The organism is Gemmatimonadota bacterium (assembly GCA_022560615.1).
Classification (GTDB): domain Bacteria; phylum Gemmatimonadota; class Gemmatimonadetes; order Longimicrobiales; family Gaopeijiaceae; genus UBA1138.
Window position 1 is genome coordinate 1 of the sequence record JADFSR010000002.1, and the last position, 20977, is coordinate 20977.

General features: G+C 62.5%; 22 protein-coding genes and 1 pseudogene. 13 read left to right on the forward strand and 10 right to left on the reverse strand.

What is annotated here, in order from left to right; translation table 11 throughout:
- The coding region (locus IIB36_01730) for an MFS transporter (protein ID MCH7530466.1) at window positions 1-1042 on the reverse strand (1042 nt) is incomplete at its 3' end.
- 242 nt (window positions 1043-1284) lie between these two features.
- Between IIB36_01730 and IIB36_01735 the strand changes: the two genes are divergently transcribed.
- Together IIB36_01735 and IIB36_01740 are read left to right on the forward strand one after the other, a co-directional pair.
- Window positions 1285-1731 (forward strand): hypothetical protein, encoded by a 447-nt coding sequence (locus IIB36_01735; GenBank protein ID MCH7530467.1) that lies wholly within the window; start codon window positions 1285-1287, stop codon window positions 1729-1731.
- Window positions 1732-1809: 78 nt separating this feature from the next.
- Window positions 1810-2424: a DedA family protein gene (locus IIB36_01740; GenBank protein MCH7530468.1), complete on the forward strand. Its 615-nt coding sequence runs from the start codon at window positions 1810-1812 to the stop codon at window positions 2422-2424.
- On the opposite strand, the gene IIB36_01745 is transcribed toward IIB36_01740, so the two are convergent.
- The 5 genes and pseudogenes from IIB36_01745 to IIB36_01765 form a co-directional block, all read right to left on the reverse strand.
- The gene (locus IIB36_01745; GenBank protein MCH7530469.1) at window positions 2416-3144 is read right to left on the reverse strand and encodes an NAD(P)H-hydrate epimerase; all 729 of its coding nucleotides are present in this window, start codon (window positions 3142-3144) and stop codon (window positions 2416-2418) included. The two genes, IIB36_01740 and IIB36_01745, sit on opposite strands and share 9 nt — an antisense overlap.
- A gap of 32 nt (window positions 3145-3176) precedes the next feature.
- Entirely contained in the window at window positions 3177-3545 is a 369-nt protein-coding gene (locus IIB36_01750; GenBank protein ID MCH7530470.1) for a redoxin domain-containing protein, read from the reverse strand.
- A gap of 278 nt (window positions 3546-3823) precedes the next feature.
- Window positions 3824-4495, reverse strand: coding sequence for a DUF4136 domain-containing protein (locus tag IIB36_01755; protein ID MCH7530471.1), 672 nt, complete (start codon window positions 4493-4495; stop codon window positions 3824-3826).
- A gap of 367 nt (window positions 4496-4862) precedes the next feature.
- The gene (locus IIB36_01760; GenBank protein ID MCH7530472.1) at window positions 4863-5435 is read right to left on the reverse strand and encodes a sigma-70 family RNA polymerase sigma factor; all 573 of its coding nucleotides are present in this window, start codon (window positions 5433-5435) and stop codon (window positions 4863-4865) included.
- An 89-nt stretch (window positions 5436-5524) separates the two neighbouring features.
- Window positions 5525-6453, reverse strand: a pseudogene (locus IIB36_01765) (hypothetical protein).
- A 127-nt stretch (window positions 6454-6580) separates the two neighbouring features.
- Here IIB36_01765 and IIB36_01770 point away from each other — a divergent pair.
- The 5 genes from IIB36_01770 (at window position 6581) to IIB36_01790 (ending at window position 10850) form a co-directional block, all read left to right on the forward strand.
- Entirely contained in the window at window positions 6581-7549 is a 969-nt protein-coding gene (locus tag IIB36_01770) for a zinc-binding dehydrogenase (GenBank protein ID MCH7530473.1), read from the forward strand.
- 74 nt (window positions 7550-7623) lie between these two features.
- A complete protein-coding gene (locus IIB36_01775; protein ID MCH7530474.1) occupies window positions 7624-8088 on the forward strand; it encodes a winged helix-turn-helix transcriptional regulator in 465 nt (154 codons plus the stop codon).
- Between the two features lie 57 nt (window positions 8089-8145).
- Complete coding sequence (locus IIB36_01780) at window positions 8146-9324, forward strand: NmrA family NAD(P)-binding protein (GenBank protein ID MCH7530475.1); 1179 nt, start codon at window positions 8146-8148, stop codon at window positions 9322-9324.
- 33 nt (window positions 9325-9357) lie between these two features.
- Window positions 9358-10269, forward strand: a complete 912-nt coding sequence (locus tag IIB36_01785; GenBank protein ID MCH7530476.1) for an NmrA family NAD(P)-binding protein — start codon at window positions 9358-9360, stop codon at window positions 10267-10269.
- Window positions 10270-10421: 152 nt separating this feature from the next.
- Window positions 10422-10850 (forward strand): hypothetical protein, encoded by a 429-nt coding sequence (locus tag IIB36_01790; protein ID MCH7530477.1) that lies wholly within the window; start codon window positions 10422-10424, stop codon window positions 10848-10850.
- A 122-nt stretch (window positions 10851-10972) separates the two neighbouring features.
- Here IIB36_01790 and IIB36_01795 read toward each other — a convergent pair whose 3' ends face one another.
- Window positions 10973-11311, reverse strand: a complete 339-nt coding sequence (locus IIB36_01795) for a hypothetical protein (GenBank protein ID MCH7530478.1) — start codon at window positions 11309-11311, stop codon at window positions 10973-10975.
- 357 nt (window positions 11312-11668) lie between these two features.
- On the opposite strand from IIB36_01795, the gene IIB36_01800 reads away from it, so the two are divergent.
- Window positions 11669-11923, forward strand: a complete 255-nt coding sequence (locus tag IIB36_01800) for a hypothetical protein (protein ID MCH7530479.1) — start codon at window positions 11669-11671, stop codon at window positions 11921-11923.
- A gap of 410 nt (window positions 11924-12333) precedes the next feature.
- Here the strand turns inward: IIB36_01800 and IIB36_01805 are convergent, their stop codons facing one another.
- Complete coding sequence (locus IIB36_01805; protein MCH7530480.1) at window positions 12334-12801, reverse strand: nuclear transport factor 2 family protein; 468 nt, start codon at window positions 12799-12801, stop codon at window positions 12334-12336.
- A gap of 368 nt (window positions 12802-13169) precedes the next feature.
- Between IIB36_01805 and IIB36_01810 the strand changes: the two genes are divergently transcribed.
- The 4 genes from IIB36_01810 to IIB36_01825 all read left to right on the forward strand — a co-directional run bounded on the left by IIB36_01810 (window position 13170) and on the right by IIB36_01825 (window position 16859).
- The gene (locus IIB36_01810) at window positions 13170-14594 is read left to right on the forward strand and encodes a sigma 54-interacting transcriptional regulator (GenBank protein ID MCH7530481.1); all 1425 of its coding nucleotides are present in this window, start codon (window positions 13170-13172) and stop codon (window positions 14592-14594) included.
- Window positions 14595-14903: 309 nt separating this feature from the next.
- Complete coding sequence (locus IIB36_01815; GenBank protein ID MCH7530482.1) at window positions 14904-15395, forward strand: DoxX family protein; 492 nt, start codon at window positions 14904-14906, stop codon at window positions 15393-15395.
- 40 nt (window positions 15396-15435) lie between these two features.
- Window positions 15436-16113: a pyridoxamine 5'-phosphate oxidase family protein gene (locus IIB36_01820; GenBank protein ID MCH7530483.1), complete on the forward strand. Its 678-nt coding sequence runs from the start codon at window positions 15436-15438 to the stop codon at window positions 16111-16113.
- Entirely contained in the window at window positions 16110-16859 is a 750-nt protein-coding gene (locus tag IIB36_01825) for a cysteine hydrolase (protein MCH7530484.1), read from the forward strand. Before IIB36_01820 ends, IIB36_01825 begins: the two co-directional genes overlap by 4 nt.
- Before the next feature lie 376 nt (window positions 16860-17235).
- Here the strand turns inward: IIB36_01825 and IIB36_01830 are convergent, their stop codons facing one another.
- The gene (locus IIB36_01830) at window positions 17236-18654 is read right to left on the reverse strand and encodes an aldehyde dehydrogenase family protein (GenBank protein MCH7530485.1); all 1419 of its coding nucleotides are present in this window, start codon (window positions 18652-18654) and stop codon (window positions 17236-17238) included.
- 57 nt (window positions 18655-18711) lie between these two features.
- Entirely contained in the window at window positions 18712-20346 is a 1635-nt protein-coding gene (locus IIB36_01835) for an acetolactate synthase large subunit (protein ID MCH7530486.1), read from the reverse strand.
- A gap of 76 nt (window positions 20347-20422) precedes the next feature.
- On the opposite strand from IIB36_01835, the gene IIB36_01840 reads away from it, so the two are divergent.
- On the forward strand, window positions 20423-20848 hold the full coding sequence (locus IIB36_01840; GenBank protein ID MCH7530487.1) for a hypothetical protein: 426 nt from the start codon (window positions 20423-20425) through the stop codon (window positions 20846-20848).
- The last annotated feature ends 129 nt before the right edge of the window (window positions 20849-20977 follow it).

Here is a 20977-nt window from a genome sequence, read left to right on the forward strand (position 1 = left end):
GCACGATCTGATGCATGTACGCTTGTTTGACCGGACCCGCGACGCCCACGGCGCCGGTAACCACGAGTAACAACGCCAGGGCCACCCAAAAGGATCCAGCCAGACCGACTCCGATGGCCGCCACCGCCTGGGCCCCGGCCGCCCAGAGCATCAAGGTCGATCGCTTGCCGCAAAACCTGGTCAACCAGTCGGTGAGCGCGTTGCCGACGATCATCGAAGCCGACACGAGTGCGGCGACGACCCCGGCTATCCACACCTCGTCCCGCCCGAGCAGCTCGAGAAAGTACGGCTGCCAGGCGTAGAAGCCCCAACTGAGGAATCCCCCTTGGATGGCGGAGCACAGCATCAACAACCGCATGGACGGCCGCTGCCACCCGAAGGCAATGCTGGCGCGCGCCACGGCCCGCATTTCCCGCGGAAGGGCGGTCAGTTGCAGCGCGCGAGGCGTGAACCCGAGGTCGCGCATGACCATCGCGGCCACGATGAAGACCACAACCAGCATGCCGGCTCTGACCACATAAGGCAGCGCCAAGTCCACGCTGCCCAAGAAGCCGCCGCTCACCGTCCCGACGAGCATCGCCGCGCCCGTCACCATCGCTCCCCTCGCGAACACGCTGTCCAGTCCGCCTGTGAACCCAGTCTCGCGCAGCGCGTCGACCAGCCACGCCTCGACCGCGCCCGAGTAGAAGGTGAACCCGAGGCCCATCACCACGGAGGCGGCGACAAACGCCAGCAAGCTGCCGCCGGAGCGCGCCACCGCCACGTAGGCAACGGTGGTGAAGATCAGAATCCCAACGCTGAGCAAGAACGACACCCGACGGCCGCGAGTGTCGGCGAGCACGCCGGTGGGGATCTCGAAGACCACCATGCCCGCCGTGAACGCGCCGTTGGCCAAGAACACGCCGAAGATGTCGAGCCCCGCGTCCAGCAGGAACAGCGTATTGACGCCCCAGATCATGGACGCCGAGAGCGTGTACAGTCCCGCCACGGCGTAATAGCTGCCGATGACCCGGGCTGGCGTATCACGGCTTCCGCCCTTCACGCTACGGACAGCCTTCGGCCGGAGGCAAAGCGTGGCACCCGTGAAGTCATGAGTATTCCCGCGAACGAGTAGGGCGGAAAGAAGGCCGAGATCTGGTGGAGGCGTGAGGGGTGATCACCACGGAAACCACGCCAGTGTAATGAAATGCCTCCTTCGCCCACTCACTCGCAAGTAACGGAGCCCGGCTGATGGTCTGGCCGGATTTTCGAATCTCAAGAAACCTACTTGACGAGGATATAAAAATGAGCACGAGAGAACTGAAATTGGGCGCCTACGGCGGCTTCGCAGGCGGTTTGGTCTTCGGAGCGATGATGGGATTCACGGGCATGCTTCCGATGATCGGAAGTATGGTCGGCCAACCGACGGCCGGCGCCGGTTTCGTTGTGCACATGGTGAACAGCGTAATCATCGGAGCCGGCTTCGCCCTTGTACTCGGCCGGTTCGTGAGCGGGACCCACAGCGGTGTGGGGCTCGGCCTCGCGTACGGTGGGGCCTGGTGGATCCTTGGACCGCTCACCTTGATGCCGCTCTTCATGGGCATGGGCTTGGGCGTCAACTGGAACGCGGCCGCTGCTGCGGCCATGCTCCCAAGCTTGGTCGGTCACCTGATGTTCGGCGGCGTCCTGGGCCTGGTTTACGCCTGGCTCCGTCACCGCAATGTCGGCTTAGCCCTAGCGACCGCCGGCTGATGCAAAGACGCGGACGGCTTCCACGCGATTCGGGGGGCGCCCGCATTCGGACGTCCCGCGCCCGCGACGGGAGCACCCATGGAAAACCTTGATGCCTTCCTGGGTAGCTACGGCTACTGGGTGTTCTTCGCCGTGGGCTTCGTGGAGTTCGTCGGAGTGCCCATCGTCAGCGTACCGGTGCTCATCGGCGGAGGGGCGATGGTGGCCTCAGGGACACTCGGCTTTTGGCCGGTTGTCCTGTCCGTGGCGTCAGGCGGCTGGCTCGCGGACCTCGGATGGTACTGGGTAGGTCGTCGGCAAGGCTCTTGGTTGATCGATGTAGCCTGCCGTCTTTGGTCCAACCCGAGGGCCTGTGTCTCGACGGTCAAGGATCGCCTTTCCCGCATGGGCACTCCATACATCCTGCTTGCGAAGATGCTTCCCGGGTCAGGAAACCTCATCGCCGTGGCCGCAGGTCTAGCCGGCTTCGGGACCCTTCCCTTTATGCTCGCCGACGCCGCCTCGCTGATCCTGTGGGCGGCGATCTACACGGGTACCGGTTGGATCCTTTCTGATCAGGTGGCAGCAGCGATCGAGTGGGCACTGACGTACAGCTGGGCGGCGATGGTGGTCTTGATATTGCTCGTCCTTGGTGCGTTCTGGCGGCGACGTGAAGTGCAGAGGCCGTCGGTTCGCGACCGTCTCCTAGGCTAGACGGACCAGGTCGCTCTTTGCGAAGAGTGCACCCGGGTCGGGAAGGTCGATCTCGGCGTAGAGTCGCCGAGGAACGCCGATGTCTGCGAGATAGAGCTCACCGACGTGCGCATGCGCCCGGCCCGAAACCAACCCGGTCTTCGGAAGGGCCAACGTCAGCGTGGCCGTGGCCCGTACCGTGGACTCGCTTACGTCTCCGCTAGTGGCGTCCATCCCGGAAGGAACATCCAGAGCGAGGATCGGAGCTCCCCCCGACCCCGACCAGCGGATGAGAGCCTCGGCCCCGCCATGGGGAGCGCCGCGAAGGCTGTAGCCGATCACACCGTCGATGACCAGGTCTGGTGTAGGGCCTTCTAGGGTGGCCACCAGCTGTCCTGAAGAGACGACTTCGACACCGAGGCGGTGCAGGATGGCCAGCTGCTTGGCCGGTACCGGTGCGAAATGCTCCGGCTCCTGGGCCAGGACCGTCCGTATTGTCGCTCCCCATCCGTGAAGCCGGCGCGCCGCGACCAATGCACCGCCTCCGTTACCACCTGATCCGGCTAGAATCACCACGGTCTTTTCTTGGGGATCACCGTCCAGGAACCGATCGCGCGCCAAGGCCGCGAGGGCCCGCCCAGCGTTCTCCATCATCTGGATGAGATCGATCTCGTAGTTCTCAACCATGGCCTGATCCACGGCGGCCATCTCAACGCTGGTGACGGCCGGTACGAGACGCATGGGAATCTCGGGGATTTCTCTCATCCGTTCGGTTACTGTGATCGTTTCTCCGAATACACCCAGTCGGGCCGGCGGGACATGAGGGCTCGCAGATCCATGCGGATCTCTTCGGACGTGGGACGGCCGACGAACCACCAGCCGTTGTAGACCTTATAGATCGTTCGATCCCGATCCAGGATGAACGTGTAAGGGAGGTATACCTCGCCGTGGGCCGGGTCCGTTCGATCCGTCATCTCCAGCTCGTGGAGCAGGCGGCGGTCGGGGTCCATGAGAAACGGCCAATCTGCTGCGAGCGCCGTGCGCGTCTCGGTGGTGTTCACACGGTCATCGACCGAGACAGTGATCATTTTGCAGTAGTTGACTCGAAACTCGGGCTGCAGTTGCTGCACATAGGTCGTCAACTGACGACGATCCTTTGGTCAGTAATATCCGCGGCTGAAAATCAGGACGGTAGGGAAGCCGCGAATTAATTTGGACAACTTCTGCGACTTGCCATCTTGATCGGGGAGTTCGAAGTCGAGAAACGTGTTTCCCACCTTCAAGTCGGGGTGTATCGGATAATCCATGTCTCCTCGCTCGTTCCGCGCCGAGGCGCATCAATTAGATCGAAAGTACCCAGCCCGGAGCCCCGAGGGAGCAGCACCCCCGGGGCCTTCCAACATGCAGCGCAACTAAAACCTCAACCCAGCGGCGGGAAGTCTTCTAGGATCTTCTCCACCGCTTCGCTGACATACATCCGGAGCTTCTCAGGATCCGGATCAAGATCCAGCGATTTTCTGGCCGACCCTCGAAAGACGACTTCGTCCGTTCGCACATCGATTATGTCCAGAACCAAGGTTCCCCGCAGGTATTCGCGCACGCGGCCCGTGCCCGCGTATCCGTATCCGACACTCGGATAGCCGTAATAGCCGTTATACGGCCTAAGGTACCGGCCACCATAAAGCGAAAAGCCAAGGTACCCTCGATTATAGGACCGCGGGTACCAGTACGGCCCTCCAAAGCGGTAGGATCCAAAGCCGTAGGATCCAAAGCCGTAGGATCCATCGATCCTCGACTTCTCCTCTGCCGTCACGCGGTATGCAATCCGGAAGTCAGGAGTGCCAGACGTCGCCTTGCGATAACCCATCCTATCAAGTTCGCCCTCCACGGCATCTCGGATATGCCGTTTCAATAGTGGGCTATCTATGACCGGATCGCCGCTCGCGTCCGCCTCCTGGTCGACCCAGTCGTACGTGCTCAACTGCGTCAACGACACTTCCGGGTCGTAATCCGTCCGTACTTGCAGAGTCCCGGCGCAGCCCGCTAGGGCAAGGACCGCAAAGAAACTCAGGGTGGCATGAGAGGTTTTCATCGTCTGACCTCCTTCCTACAAAGACAAAGATGGGTGTGACGCGTTCGTCAGCGTCTAGCGCGGATCGGTTTGTTCTGCCGGAGGTTCGGGGTCGCGATCGCGCCCGTCCGCAATATTCACATCCGATGCATCCAGGCATCGCTCCAGGATCGAGCTCTGAAGCTGCTCGAAGCCTGCTTTGTCGGCCACGCCCAAGTCCCATCGGTCCCGTGCAGCGGCTCCGATGGCCCGAAGCTGGGCCGCGTAGCCTCTGCAATGGCGGCACATCAGGAGGTGGAGCCGGACAGGGGCCCGGGTCAACCATACGGCGTCGGCCAGCTCATCGCTGGCTATGAGGCGCACAACTTCTTTACAGTTCGGCATGTGACTATGGCTCGATCCCTTTGGCTTCCAGGCATTCGCGCAGGCGATTGCGCGCCCGATGCAGAAGGACTCCTAGGTTAGTGCGCGTGACCTCCAGAATCTTACAGATTTCTTGGGTATCCATTCCCTCGATTTCACGCAGGACAAAGGCCATCCGCTGGTTCGTTGGAACCCGGTCCAGGCAGCCGTCAATTCCCTGGCGCACCTCAGCATCGTAGACCTCCGCGTCCACCGGGAGCGGTGGCCGCGTCCAGCTCCCGGCGTCATCAAACCGCTGCTCGAAGACTTCCTCGATGTCGTCCATCTCGTTGTCTCGCCCCAGATTTCGCCGCGCTGCGGCAATCTTCTTGTACAGGATGCCGAACAGCCAGGTCCGGACATGGGAGCGGCCCTCAAATCGGGGCGCTGTCTCGATGAAGGTGACAAACGTGTCCTGCGCGACGTCCTCGGCGAGTTGAGGGGCGAAGCCGGCACCGCCGGCGGCGCGCAGGATCTGAGGGAGATAACGACGAACGACCTCTTCGAGCGCCTGGGCATCGCGCTCCCTGATCCGCGCCGCGAAGTCAGGATCTTCCACATACGTAGCGATCGCTGCGCCACTCGTTTTCGTGTCCGCCACTCAATCCTCGGCAATCGGGAGTGTACAAGATCGAGCCGCTAAGCGTGTCAACGCCACCGTTCGTCGACGCAAGGCATGGGCACCTCGCCGCGCTCTTGGTCGAGCGAGAGGTAGTCGGTGTAGCCTCTCGCACCGCCGCCGTAGTAGGTCGTCGCGTCATCAGCGTTCAGGTGAGCACCGAGTTGGATGCGCTGCGGTAGGTCGGGATTCGCCAAGAACTTCCGCCCGAACGCGATCAGATCCGCCTTGCCGTTTAATACCCATTCCTCTCCTTCGTCACCATCGAACCCTCCGGCTACTATCAGGGTGCCTTTGTACTTGCCCCGAATCAATTGCATCATCGATTGCGCTTCAGGATCGTCCCAGGATCCGCTCTCAGCTTCCTGGATGCCCGGCCTTACAACGTGGAGATAAGCGAGGTCATACTCGTTGAGCCTCTCGACGATGTAGCCAAACGTGGCTTCCGGATCATCGTCGGCCATGTCGTTAAAGGTGCCGAGGGGTGAAAGGCGGACGCCGACGCGGTCTGAATCCCAGACTTCGTTCACGGCTACGATGATGTCAAGCAGGAGCCTCGCGCGGTTCTCCACCGAGCCCCCATAGTCATCGGTGCGACGGTTATTGGCTGTCTGGAGAAACTGGTCGAGGAGGTACCCGTTCGCCCCGTGGACCTCGACGCCGTCGAAGCCGGCGTCCAAGGCGTTTTTCGCCCCCCGGACGAACTGCCCGACGACGTACGGCATCTCCTCGAGCTGCAAGGCGCGCGGCGTCACAAAGCGTGCGAGCTCGCCTTCGCCGGCCGCCGGCCTTGTTGTACCGCATAGCAGGCATTGAGGGAGGATGGAATGTTGCCCGGCTGCCGCGCGCGTGAGCGCGTGAGCGGCGCCATGACGATTCGGTGGGCCAGCTCGTAGCGTCCAACCTGAACGGGCTGAAACATGACCTCGGTCGTCGCGACCGGTGTGGATGACGACATAACGACCTCCTTCCGTTCGAATGGCCTGCGCCAGAAAGTGCGGAGTGGTACCGACCGTTTCAACTCGAGATCCACTGTTCAAAATGGAACCACGCACAGACCGGACAGGGACGTGACCATGAGGACCATGAAAGCCGCGGTCATTCGTGAACCAGGCGCTCCAGAAGTGCTGAGGATCGAGGAGCTCCCCGTTCCGCGGCCCGCACCCGGGTGGGTCCTAATCCGGGTGAAAGCATTCGGCCTCAATCGCTCGGAGCTCTTCACTCGACAGGGACACTCGCCCGGCGTCGAGTTTCCCCGCGTGCTCGGCATTGAGGCGGTGGGCACGGTCGAGAAGGCACCCGGCGGGGAGTTCCCACGGGGGCAAACCGTGGCAACCGCGATGGGCGGCATGGGCCGGGCATTCGACGGTGGCTACGCCGAATACACCTGTGTGCCCGCCAGCCAAGTGCAGGCGCTCGATACCACGCTCGATTGGCAAACCCTAGCTGCTCTGCCCGAGATGATTCAAACCGCTTGGGGTTCGCTCAACAGCTCACTGAGGTTGGAGAGAGGCCAATCATTGCTGATTCGGGGCGGGACCACTTCTGTGGGCCTGGCGGCTGCCGCTCTCGCCAAGAAACAAGGCGCCACCGTGGCCGCCACGACTCGCAAGAGCGATCGTGAAGCCATGCTGAGAGACAACGGCGCGGATCACGTCTTCATCGACGGCGGTGAGATCGTGGAAGATGTCCGCCGCGTGTTTCCCTCGGGCGTCGACAAGGTGCTCGAGCTCGTTGGGACCACCACGCTGCTCGACTCGCTGCAATGCGCCGCGCGCTTCGGCTCGGTGTGCATGACCGGCATGGTGGGAAACGCATGGGAGCTCGATCGCTTCACTCCAATGGGCGCAATACCGTCGACGGTCAATCTCACGACCTACGCCGGTGAGTCCATCGACTTCATGGAGACACCGCTCCAGATGGTGCTGAAAGAAGTGGAAGAGGGACACATGAAGCTGAAGATCGGGCGCGTCTTCGAGCTGGACGCGATCGTCGAAGCACACCGCTGCATGGAAGACAACGCAGCCGGTGGCAAGATCGTCGTGCTCACCTGACCTCATGACCTGTCGCGAAACTCCGGGTGTTGACAATCGATTCCGTTAGTTGTATATACAACACTATGAATACGATGCCTCCAAAGAACACGCAACCGGTTGACCTCGCCGCCGACCTGATCGCCAAGGATTGCCTCGCGGTCCGGGTTCGCATGCTCAACCGTACGATCACCGCCATCTACGACGAGGCGCTGCGCCCTCTCGGCCTGACCACCGGCCAGCTGAACATTCTAGTGATCGTCACCAAACGTGGGCCGATGTCCCCCGGGGACGTCGCCCGGCGGTTCAACATGGAGAAGTCCACGGTCAGCAGGAACGTGCAACGGATGCGTAAGAATGGCTGGTTGACCGTGACGGAGTCCGGATCGGGTCGCAAGCAGGAGCTGACGCTGACCCGGCAGGGCCAGACGCTGCTCGAGAAGTCGGTCCCCGTGTGGGAAAAGGCGCAGACCCGTGCCAAGGCCGTGCTGGGCCGTGGCGGAGCCGCCTCGATCCACAGTGTGGCCAACACCGTGTGGAGCCGTAACGGGCAAGAGTGATTTTTTTGCTGTACTGAGTTGCATATACAACTAACGGCCTCCAAGAGGAGCTCGATGATGTCGACAAAACCGAGGATTCTAGTAACCTCCGCCGCTGGACGCACCGGAGCCGCGGCCGTTAGCGAACTGCTCGCGCAGGGCTTCCCCGTCCGTGCCTTCGTGCGTCGAGAAGACGCCCGCTCCGACAAATTGAAACAGGCCGGGGCTGAGATCTTCACGGGCGATCTGTTCGACATGCGCGATCTGCGGGAGGCGCTGGTCGACGTGCAGCGGGCCTACCACGTGCCGCCGTTCGCGCCAAACCTGCTGCAGGGGACCATGCTGTTTGCGCTGGCCGCCGAAGAGGCTCGGCTCGAGACGCTGGCGCTCATGAGCGGTTGGAACGGGCACCCCTCCCACCCCTCCGCGCTGACTCGGGAGCACTGGATCACCAACAACATCGTGCAGTGGATGCCGACGGTGGACGTGACCTACATCAACCCGGGCATCTTTGCGTTCTTTTACCTGACGGGCCTGCCTGCGATCAAGCATCTGGGCATGTTGGCGTTGCCCTTCGGTGACGGACTAAACGCACCGCCATCCAATGAGGACATCGGTGCAGTGGCGGCGGGCGTTCTTGCGGATCCGGTGCCCCACATCGGCAAGACCTACCGGCCCACCGGCCCGGAATTGCTGTCGGGGCATGACGTAGCGGAGATTCTCAGCCGCGTGGTCGACCGCAAGGTCAGCCATCGGGACGTGTCCACCAACATGTTCATCAAGGCGGCGACCGCGCTGGGCATGAGTCCATTCGAAGTGTCGCAGATCCGCACGTACGCGGAAGACCTGCGGCGTGGCGCCTTCGCTGTAGGCGCCCCGACGAACCATGTACAGGAGGTCACCGGGCGCCCCCCGGAGGACTTCGAGACGATCGCGCGGCGCTATATCGCCAACCCGAGCCTCATCCTGCCCGGCTTCTCCGCCGGCTCCAAGCTAGGAGCGGTGGCCGGTATGGTGAAGATGATGCTCACCCGGCTGACCGACTTCGATCGCTGGGAAGCCGACCGTGGCCACGCGATGCTGAAGGGTCCACAGTTTGCGACCGACAGCAACGAATGGAAGGTAGCTGCGGAGCAGCAAACGCTTGCCCTGCTCGACTCGAGTGCCACGGCCGCGGCACCGCGGACCCCAGCCGTGGGACGCGGACCCCGTGACAGAGCAAGAACGCGCCCCTCCGGCATCATTTTCGAAACATAAGTTGTATATACAACTCTTTTGGAGGAAGTACTCATGAAGACGAACAAGAACACTCTGATTCTCGTTACGGGCGCCGCCGGCAAGACTGGCGCCGCGGTCGTCGAACAGATGCTCGATCACGGATTCCCCGTTCGAGCTCTCGTCCGTCGACTCGACAACCGCTCGGCGCGACTCGAATCGCTGGGCGCCGAGGTGGTGGTGGGAGACCTTCACGATCTGAAGTCCATGCGCGCGGCGATGAACAAGGTCAAGCGCGTCTACTTCGTGTACCCGCCGCAAGGTGAGCTGCTCGTAGAGGCCACCACCATCGTCGCGGTGGCCGCCAGGGATGTGGGTGTCGAGGCGCTGGTCAACATGTCGCAGATCTCCGCGCGACAAGACGCCAAGAGCCCGCTGGCACGCCAGCACTGGCTGTCCGAGAACATCCTCGACTGGGCCGACATCGGGGCGGTGCACGTGCGGCCGACCTTCTTCGCGGAGAACCTCGTGATGATGGGCGCGCGCACGATCGCCGCCGAGGGCAAGCTCTATCTGCCCTACGGCGCCGAGAAGCACGCCCCCGTGGCGGCCGCCGACATCGCGCGCGTGGTAACGGGCATCCTCGCCGACCCGGTGCTACATGTGGGTGAGCGCTACGTGGTGACGGGCCCCCGGAACCTCACGGTCACCGAGATGGCCGACCTGTTGTCGGAGGAACTGGGCAAGCCGGTCGAGTACGTCGACCTGCCCGTGGACGTCTGGGGTGACGTGCTCGCCGGAGTGGACGGCATGAGCGATTCGCTGGTGATCCACCTCAAGGCGGTCGCTGTCGACCACCAGAACGGGATCTTCCGTGGCGAGAGCGATGTCGTCGAGCGCATCGGCGGTCAGCGGCCGCAGGCTCTGGACGCGTTCATTCGCGAGCACCGGGCGGCTTTCGGTGCCGCCGAGGCGGCCGCGTCATGAAGCAGTACGGTCGATCTCGCGGCGGCCTCCCCGACGGCCACCCGAGAAGTGTAATGAATTCCGCCCTTCGCTCACTCACCAATAAGTGGTAGGAAACGGGTACCGCCAATGAACCGGCGGTTGACCATAGATCTGGTGAGGAGATGACTGCAATGACCAAGCGCACGCTTTACACCGCGATACTAGCGCTATTCGTCGGAGGTTTGGCGGGGGTGCCATTACAGGCACAGACCCAGAAAGAGGGCAGTCCAGTCGGCCAGAACGAACGGGCCCCTGACCGAGTCGGCGAGCCGGTCACCGTCCGCGTGACGAACAACAACTGGTTGGACATGCGGATCTACGTAGTGGAGACCACGACAGGGCGTCGTCGTTGGCCCCTCGGCACTGTCACGTCACTGAGCACGGCCCGCTTCGAGATTCCCGACCACCTGGGGGCTGAGCTAGGTAGCGTGATTCTGGTCGCGGAGGCCATCGGGTCCCGCCAGCGGCTGTTCACCGATCGTCTTCTGACGTGGCCGGGAGCTCACGTGGCTTGGAGTATCGAAGGTAGGTTGGGTCTTTCGTTCGCGACGGTCTTCTAGGCCCGCACGACTCGGTGCTGGTGGCCCGCCGCGCTAAGACGCGGGAGCGGGCTGCCGCACCCTGTGCGCACCTCCAAGGCGAGTTCACGTCCCTCCCTCGCCCTTCTGTATCCAAGCGGCCCTCACCCCGTCCTGTTCCAAAACTCAGCCCAAGCGGAAGGCCTGAGGTGCCAACGTCGGAAGTGGACATCGAAGAAGCCACTCAGGTACCGCCTCGTAATCGCCAGCCCCGTTCGCGGCTTCACACCACCGAGCCCGCTCATCCTTGCGAGCACCGACCGAAGAATCCGGCTCTGCGTCAGCGCCTGATCTCCGAAGCTGAAGTGGTGCGCCCCGAGAACAACCACGATCAGGTTGTTATCGGGGTCAGGCGCTACGGCCGCACGGACCTCGGCAGCGAAGTCAGCGGAATCAGATCTGCGGTTTATGGCGGACAGGGAAGGCACGATGGCAATGGGCAAACTCGTGGGTGTGGGACTCGTGATGGTGGCGGTCGGGATCTTCTGGGGGACCCGGACGGGCGGCCCCGCCGCTCGATGAAACCGGCGGATGGACTCTGGAGGATGTGCTGGCCATATCGCGTGACGAGATCATCGAGTTATGGAGTGTGTCGCCAGCGCCAGAGTTCACCGAGTTCAAAGGGCACTACATGGGGCTCGTACCCAACGCCGGAGACCCGGAGCGCCGCGCGAGCACCAACGCCACCATGTTCGATGAGGGGTCGGAGCGGGGCTACTGGCTGGGGAAGGCCTACATGCCGACGACCGCGACCACGGGGGAGGGATACAATCGTTTAGCGTTTCCCGGGCGGCAAGATCGTGCGCAACTTGCGGTTTGGCACCGAGGCGGGGACTTCGCTCATCGACGGCAAGCCCGCGCTGCTCATGTATTACGGCGCCTACAACGAGGGTAACACGCTCATAGACGAGATCCGCCAGTTGAGCCACGACATCTTTCTCGGGATGGGCACGCGTGAAACCGAAGATGGTGGGTACATTCACACCCGTATGTGGTCCTGGCTCAGACGCGCACCCTCGTCACTGGCTCGACCGTCCGTGAAAACGAGATACTGAGGTTGCCAGCGGCCCGGGAAGAGGGGTCGGAGGGATAAGCGGCGGTGCACGCCCCTCTCGATCAGCCCATACCCGACCGGGACCATCACCCCCCACCCCCCCCTTTAAGGGCACCCTAGTTACCTGGTAGACGTGCTGGGCGCTGGCCCAGCCGGGTGCACGCTTCGTGGTGTGTCGGTATCGAGGAAGCTGCTGCGCCGGGGTCGCCATCGCGGAGCTTGCCCCCAAACTCGGGGCGCTGCATGACACACTCGGTGGGAACGCGCACCGTTTTCAGGTGGCGTCCATCCAGACTGGTGATCCGAAGAGGGGGCCTGCTTTGCCCTGACGTCGATGGATTTTCATGCCCACAGGATAATGGACGCGGCTTCTTGGCGCGAAATCACCACCACCCCGCGGACATCACGGTCTCATTCCGGCGAGTCGATCAGGCCCGGGTGATCCGCTGGCCGTGGCCCCTGCGGCCAGTGATAGCGTCGGTCCGAGGCCTCTATCGGCACGTCGTTGATGCTCGCCTCACGCCGTCGCATCCGCCCCTCCGCATCGAATTCCCACAACTCGTTTCCGTAGGCTCGAAACCACTCGTTCGCTTCGTTGTGCCACTCATATTGAAACCGGACCGCAATCCGGTCGTCGCTGAAGGCCCACATCTCCTTGATGAGCCGGTAATCGAGTTCCTTCTCCCATTTTCCGGTGAGGAAGTCTCGAATCTGATCTCGACCCTCTACAAACTCCGCACGATTCCTCCAATGACTATCCAGGCTGTAGGCCATCGACACACGCTCGGGGTCCCGACTATTCCATGCATCTTCAGCAGCGCGGACCTTCTTGGTGGCTGTTTCTTTCGTGAACGGGGGCACCAGCGCCGTGTTCGACATGCTCATCTCCAGTGGTCAGTGTGTGTGGCCACCTACATGACAAGCCTCATGCCACCGTGGGTTCCGTCGCTCATCCGCCGCAACTCCCTATGCACCTGGGACTTAGGTCGGCGTGCCCAGTAAGGGCCGCTGGCCTGGCGCTGCGAGATGTCAGGAGGGTACGAAATATCGTGGCGTGGCGTGGCCCCGGCGCCATGCGAGGAAGAAATCGTTGTGGAGCCTCGCAGCCAAGTCTAGCTTGGTCCCGAAGTTCAATCGCCCGAGTCCGTATCGATGATCTATCAGATCCTCCAACACGACGAGCACGCTCTAAAGTGACCCATGACGACGGTTGCGGTCCCGAGGAGACCCAACGCGCCCTGGCTGAAATGCAGCGGCGCAACCAATCCATCCTCGATTCGGCGGGGGAAGGGATATACGGGTTGGACACGGAGGGGAACACGACGTTCGTAAACCCTGCCGCCGCGGAGATTCTCGGTTGGACGGTGGAGGAACTGATCGGTAAACCGCAACACGCCATTATCCACCACACTCACGCCAACGGGGATCCCTACACAAGGGAGGAGTGCCCGATTTATGCGGCGTTTACGGACGGCGAGGTCCACCGCAAGGACGACGAAGTGTTCTGGAGACGGGACGGAACCTCACTGCCCGTCGAATACGTGAGCACACCGATCCGCGACGAAGACGGTGAGTTGGCGGGCGCCGTGGTGAGTTTCATCGACATCACCCGCAGGAAGCAGCAGCAGGAGGCCCTGGAGCGTGCGCTCGAGGAGGTCAAGGCCCTGAAGGACAGGCTGGAGCATGAGAACCAGTATCTCCAGGAGGAGATCCGCGTCGAGCACAATTTCGAAGAGATCATCGGCAACAGCGGCGCACTGAAGCGGGTGCTTTCTCGCCTGGAAAAGGTCGCGGATACCGATGCCACCGTTATGGTCACGGGAGAAACCGGTGTCGGCAAGGAGCTCTTCGCCCGGGCCGTGCATCAGTCCAGCCGACGTAGCGAGCGTGCCTTCGTGAAGGTGAACTGCGCTGCACTCCCCCAGAACCTGATCGAGAGCGAGCTGTTCGGACACGAGCGTGGCTCCTTCACCGGGGCCACCGCCAAACGGATCGGTCGGTTCGAGTTGGCGGACGGTGGCACACTCTTTCTCGACGAGATCGGCGAACTCCCTCTCGAACTCCAGGCCAAGCTCCTTCGCGTGCTGCAGGAGGGCGAACTGGAGCGAGTGGGTGGCAACCGCACCATCTCGGTAGACGTGCGGATCATTGCCGCAACGAACCGGGATCTCATGAAGGCTATGGAGGGTGGCACCTTCCGCGACGACCTCTACTACAGGTTGAGCGTCTTCCCCGTGGAGGTCCCGGCCCTGCGGGACCGGCGGGAGGATATTCCTTTGCTCGTTTCATACTTCGTGAAGAAATACGCGACGGCGATGGGCAAGCGCATCGACCACGTGCCCGACGACGCGCAACGGTCGCTCCAGGGTTACGATTGGCCGGGAAATGTGCGCGAACTCGAGAACATCATCGAGCGCGGGGTTATCCTGTCCACGCGAGGTGTTCTCTGTGTCGACGAGGCGATTTCGATACACCCTCCCCAGGAGGTCTCCACCCGCGCGCGACGTACCTTGGAGTCAGTCGAACGGGAGCACATCGTCGAGGTTCTCGACCTGTGCGAATGGATGGTCCAGGGACCCAAGGGCGCAGCCCGAATCCTGGATATGCATCCCAACACGCTGAGGTCCCGGATGAAAAAGCTGGGGATCGAAAAGAAGGTCGGGCTGGCGTAGGCGCGGACCTCCAACGCCCTGAGGCTCACCCGGAGCCATAGCGCCTGCCGTCACGTCGACTCTGGCGCCCACCTTGCGGCGTACCGCGACAGTGATACCGATCCTGGCGCCCACCGTCCTTCGGAGCACTACGATATTTCGGAGTTTCCCTCCTCGGCAGGCTCCTTCGCCGCCGTAGCACGCAACGATTCAAGTTGTTTTCCTCCAACAGGTTACCGGCCTGGTGTCTCTTTCATCGGGTTTGGCACGGGCCTTGTCTCAGCTACCGGGCAAATCACCCCTGATCATATCCGGAAAGGAAGGGAAACAATGTTCGACTCAATCAAGTCATGGTCCCCCGCACCACTCCGAGCCGTACTCGGATTCGGTTTCGTCTACCATGGCGTTCCCAAGCTGTTCAGCGTAGGCGGCCACGACATGTTCGTGGGTATGCTCTCAGCCATTGGCGTGCCTGCTCCCGGCATCACGGCCTACTTCGTAGGTGGCGTGGAACTCGTCGGCGGGCTGGCCCTGATCGCTGGAGCCTTCACTGCGGTGGCCTCTGCAGTGCTGATCGTGAACATGCTGGTTGCGATGTTCACCGTGCATCTCCCGCAGGGCTTCAACTTCATCCACATCACTGGGATGACGGACGCCGGCCCCCAGTTCGGCATGCCTGGCTACGAAGTCACGCTGCTCTACATCGCTGGCCTCGCTTCGATTCTCATTTCTGGCGGTGGCGCCGCCTCTGTCGGGCGAACCACGACCGGCTTCAAGCCCAGCACTGCCGTAGCGGAAATCGTCAACCAGACGGCGGCCTGACAGCCCTGATCTCCAACCCAACCCAAAGAGGAGGAGCATCATGACCCGCCGTTACCCGGAAATCGCGTTCGGCGACAGCGTGAAGGCCGTCCAGGAAGAGAACGGGAGCCGCGGATTCGGCCAGCGTCTCGAGAACATGGAGTGGGATGATCGCGCGCTGGGGGACCGAGAGCGCGAGCACATCGAACGTCTCGATCACTTCTACATGGCGACGGTGAACGAAGCCGGCTGGCCGTACGTGCAGTTCCGTGGTGGACCCAAGGGTTTTCTCAAAGTACTGGGTCCTCACACCCTCGCCTTCGCCGATTTCCGGGGGAACATGCAGTACATCAGTACCGGCAACGTCCGGGCCGACGATCGAGTGGCGCTCTTCCTGCTCGATCAGGCTCGCCGCAAACGACTCAAGATCTACGCTAGGGCCGAAGTCCGAGAGGTGGATGACGCCTTGAGATCAAAGCTGGTGGATCCGGCTTACGACGCCGTGATCGAGCGCGCCTACCTGTTCTACGTCGAGGCGTTCGACTGGAACTGCCAGCAACACATTACTCCCCGCTTCAGCCTCGAAGAAATCAGGGAGGCAGGCCCGGAGGTGTGGGCGGAGATCAGGGGAGACACCTCCCTCGGCCACCCATCAGGCGACTCCCCCGACAACACCACAGGAAACCCAAGAGATACGACCACCACAGTAACCAACACAACCAAAAGGACTCCATCATGAAACGTATAATCTTCACTACCGCCTGGGTCGCAGCCGCATTCTCACTGTCCTTCGGAGCAACCGAAGCGCAGCTCCCCGACCCGGGGATGACAATCGACAGCCGCACAGCACTCGTGATCACAGATCCACAAAACGACTTCCTGTCCCCGGAAGGTGTGACCTGGGGAGTCGTGGGTCAGAGCGTCACGGAGAACAACACCGTCCAAAACCTGGAGACACTCCTGCAGACCGCGAAGTCCGTGGGGATGGAGGTATTCATTTCGCCGCACTACTACTACCCGACCGACCACGGTTGGCAGTTCGAGGGAGCCCTGGAAGCGCTCATGCACAAGATCGGCATGTTCGACCGCGCCGGGCCGACGGACCTGCACGGCTTTGTGGGATCGGGTGCCGATTGGCTTGCCCGCTACAAGCCCTACATCGAGGACGGTGAGACCATCGTCACAAGCCCGCACAAGGTCTTCGGGCCGGAGCAGAACGATCTGGCGTTGCAGCTTCGCAAACGCGGTATCGACCGGGTCATCCTTGCCGGCATGTCCGGAAACCTGTGCGTGGAGTCGCACATGCGCGAGCTGCTGGAGATGGGATTCGAAGTCGCGGTCGTGACGGACGCGACAGCCTCTGCGATTCTTCCCGGGCTCGATGGCAATGCAGCCGCACAGACGAACTTCCGGTTCATCGCGAACGCGACGTGGACGACGGCGGAAGCAGTAGAAAAGATGGGGGCGTACTCGGAGGCTCAGTAGCGACTGCTGTCTACAAGCACTGATTGCTGGGAATGACGAAGCCCCGCTGGAGGAGGTCCTCCGGCGGGGCTTCGGCTCGCGGCTCGCCCACTTTCTTCAACAGGCTCCTACACCTAATCCACCTTGCCCATCAGCTAGCGTAGCTGATGTACGCAGCAGTAACTCCATTGAGCACGGCGTCCCAGGTGTTCTGATCGTCCCCGTCGAAGGGCGGATCACCTGCCCGAGACGCGACGCGCGTCGGTACTCCGCGGCTCGCGCGATGCGCCGGCCGGTCTTGCCGGTCCCGCCGAGAACCAGCGTGAGTCCTTCGGATCGGAAACTGGCCGCCGTGGGGGGGGCTGAGCGCTTCCTCGCGGAGATCAAGACGACTGCTCTACAGCTCCTCTGAACGAATGACCACCAGCTTCCTGATCTGCATGTCCTCCATCGTATAGGGAATCCCGCCGACGCCCATGCCCGACTCCCTCAGGCCCGCGAACGGCATCCAATCCACGCGGAAGGCGGGGTGATCGTTGATCATCACCGCGGAGGCGTCGAGCCGGCGCGAAGCCCGTAGCGCCGTATCGATGTCGCGTGTGAATACCGACGCCTGGAAGGCGTAGGGAAGCGAGTTCGATCGGGCGATCGCGTCATCGATGTCGTCGTACGGATACACACAGACGACCGGGCCAAATATTTCCGAGGTCGAGACCCGGGCGTCGCCGGGCGGGTCGTACAGTACGGTCGGGGCGTAGCACGTCTCGGAAAGGGCTTCGCCTCCGGCGAGCAACTCGGCACCGCGATCGACGGCTTCGCTCACCCACTCGGCTACGCGTTCCACTTCGGCTGGACGGATCAGGGGGCCCACTTCGGTGTCCGGACGGGTCGGGTCTCCGACCTCGAGAGCCGTCGCCGCTTCGGCGAGGCGCTCGGCCAAATCGTGAGCGATGCTCCGGTGGGCAAAGACACGCTGAACCGAAACGCAGACCTGGCCCGCGTGGTAGAATCCCCCCTTGCTGATCAGGGGAAGCGCGCGCTCGAGGTCGGCGTCCTCCGCTACGAGGACCGGTGCCGCGCCTCCGTGTTCCAGGGCGCAGCGGGTGCCGGGCGCGAGCTTGGAGCGCAACATCCAACCTACACGAGCGCTGCCAATGAAGCTGAAGAAGCCCACCCTTTGGTCCGTGGCCAGAGATCCTGCGACGTCCAGGTCGGTGGTCACGAGGCCCTGGCACCACTCCTCCGGTAGACCTGCCTCGCGGAGAATCGCCACGAAACGCATCCCCGACAGGGGCGTTGCCTCGGCCGGTTTGACGATGCACGGACACCCGGTAGCGACAGCCGGTCCTACCTGGTGAACGATCAGGTTCAACGGGTGGTTGAAGGCGCTGAACGCGACGACGACGCCAATGGGCTCGTGGCGGGTGAACGCCAATCGGTTCGCCGACGCGGCATTGAGTCCCATCGGGATTTCCTCGCCGTGCTGAGTGCGCAGAAATTCTACACACTCGTGCACGCCGTCGACGGCCCGGTCCACCTCGACCCGCGAATCGATGAGTGGCTTTCCTCCCTCCCGCGCGGCTTCGACCGCTAGCTCCTCTCGTCGCTCCTGCATGATGGCGGCGGCGCGCCTCAGAATCTCGATCCGGCGGGCCGGGCTGAGCCACGCGTCCCTGTCGCGGAAGAGTCGGTAGGCCGTGTCCAGCGCCTTCTCAACGACCTGGGGTCCCGCGCGCTCTACGGTGGCGATCACGCTCCGATCGTAGGGCGCGTGTACCTCCATGAGCTCTGTGTCCGGCCTAGCGCCCGGAACCATGAGTCGCAAATGCTCAGGCATACTCTTATCTCCGGTTGTTCGGCCAACCCCACCGCTCTACATGGCACAGACCAGATTACCCAGCTTCTCCGTCAGTTTCATGTTCTCTGAGTAGTCCACAGGGCAGTCGATGATCACTACCGTGTCGTCGGCGATGGCCTGTTTCAGCGTGGGCACCAACTCGTCGGCGGCTTCCACCCGATAGCCCTTGGCCCCGAAACTCTCGGCGAACATCACGAAGTCGGGATTGTTGAAGTCGATGTGGCTGGCGCGTCCGAAGTGGCGGAGTTGATGCCAGCGGATCAGACCGTACTCGCTGTCGTTCCAGATGAGGATGATGATGGCGGTCCCAATACGCAGCGCGGTCTCGATCTCCTGGCAGTTCATCAGGAAGCCGGCGTCGCCGGTGATCGTTACCGCTGTGCGCTCCGGATGGGCCAGCTTCGCTGCGATGGCCCCAGGCACGCCGATCCCCATCGAAGCGAAACCGTTCGAGATGATGCAGGTGTTGGGGCGCTCAGCCTGGTAGAGCCGGGCGGTCCACATCTTGTGCGCGCCCACGTCGCTGATGACGATGTCCTCCGGCGCGAGGACCTGCCGGAGGTCCGAGAGGATGCGCTGGGGCACCATGGGGAACGCCGGGTTCTCCGCATGCTCGGAGTGCTCATGGAGGATGAGGTCCCGCAACGCCCCGAGCTTCGGCTCCTCCTGAGGCCGCGCCACCTCGCCGATCCGCTGCAGGGATTCACCGATATCGCCGATGACTCCGGCGGCCAGGATGTAGTGCTCATCCACTTCGGCCGGCGTCTCGTCTATGTGTAGGAGCTGCGCGTGTTTCTCGGGATGCCACAGATAGGGATGGTACTCGATCATGTCGTAGCCTACGCAAATGATCACGTCCGCACGGTCGAATCCGCAGCTGACGTAGTCGTGGGCTTGCAAGCCCACGGTCCCGAGGCTTAGGGCGTGAGAGAACGGTATCGCGCCCTTGGCCATGAAGGTGGTCGCGACCGAGATCTGGAGCTTCTCCGCGAACGCCTGTAGCTGCTCCGTGGCTCCGGAGCGGATGACGCCGTTCCCTGCCATGATGACCGGATGCTCCGCGGTCGAGATGATCTCAGCGGCCTGCTCGATCTTGGCCTCCCGTGCCTCGGGAGCCGTGGCCGCCTGCACCTTGAGCGGCTCCTTTCCTTCTACGTCGGAGCCGGCAACGTTTTCGGGAAACGCTATGAAGCTGGCGCCGGGTTTCTCCGCGATCGCCTGCTTGAACGCCTTGCGAATCACCTCCGGAATGGTCTCCGCCTCCTTGATCTCCGTGCTGTACTTGCATATGGGAGCGAAGAGCCTGACCAGATCGAGGTACTGGTGGCTCTCCTTGTGCATCCGCGTCGTAGCGGCCTGGCCCGCGATGGCCACGAGTGGAGCCCGGTCCATGTTCGCGTCCGCGACACCGGTCACCAGATTCGTAGCACCCGGACCGAGGGTCGACAGGCACACTCCCGCTCTGCCCGTCAGCCGTCCGTAAACGTCGGCCATGAAGGCCGCGCCCTGCTCATGTCGCGTAGTGATGAAACGGATCGGGCTATCGAGCAGAACGTCCATCATGTCGATGTTCTCCTCGCCCGGGATGCCGAAGATGTAGTCTACATCTTCGTTCTCGAGACACCGGACAAGAAGCTCAGCAGCTTTCATGTGTCGCTCCCTTCCTTATGTACTCGTGGTCCACGGAATATAATCCAGGGGCACGCGCGCTCCGCAGGAGGTCCAGATGATCCGAGTTGCTCTCGATTTCGCACGTACGATGCTCCGCTTCCCTGCTGGCTGGCTCATATGGATCGCTGCGCTCATCCTCGTCAATGGCGTCGCGCCGATCGTGTTCCTCCCGGCGCCCGAGGCCGTCATCACGCTGGCGACCTTCATGTTGGCTGCGATGCTGCAGATGGCGCTCTTCGGTCGGCTCGGTTTCGTTCGTCTCCTCGGGATCGGCCACGTTCCGTGGTTGGCCCTCGTCCCCTGGGCCTGGCTACGTAGCGGAGTCCTGCCCGTCGGGTCTCCGATGCGGATCTGGCTGATCGCCCTCGTCCTGCTCAACACCGGCTCGCTCCTCATCGACGCGGCAGACGTCGTACGCTACCTGCGCGGAGAGCGGGAGCCGGTTTTGAGACTAGATGTGGGCCCCGACCTCATGCCATGAACTCGAGGACAAGAACGAGCATTCCCACGCCCCTGAATACGTGGGATACTCGTAGACCAAACCATCACGGGCTCGGACCACCGCGGTTGGTCTCGTTGTGCACATCGTGAACAGTACGATCATCGGCGT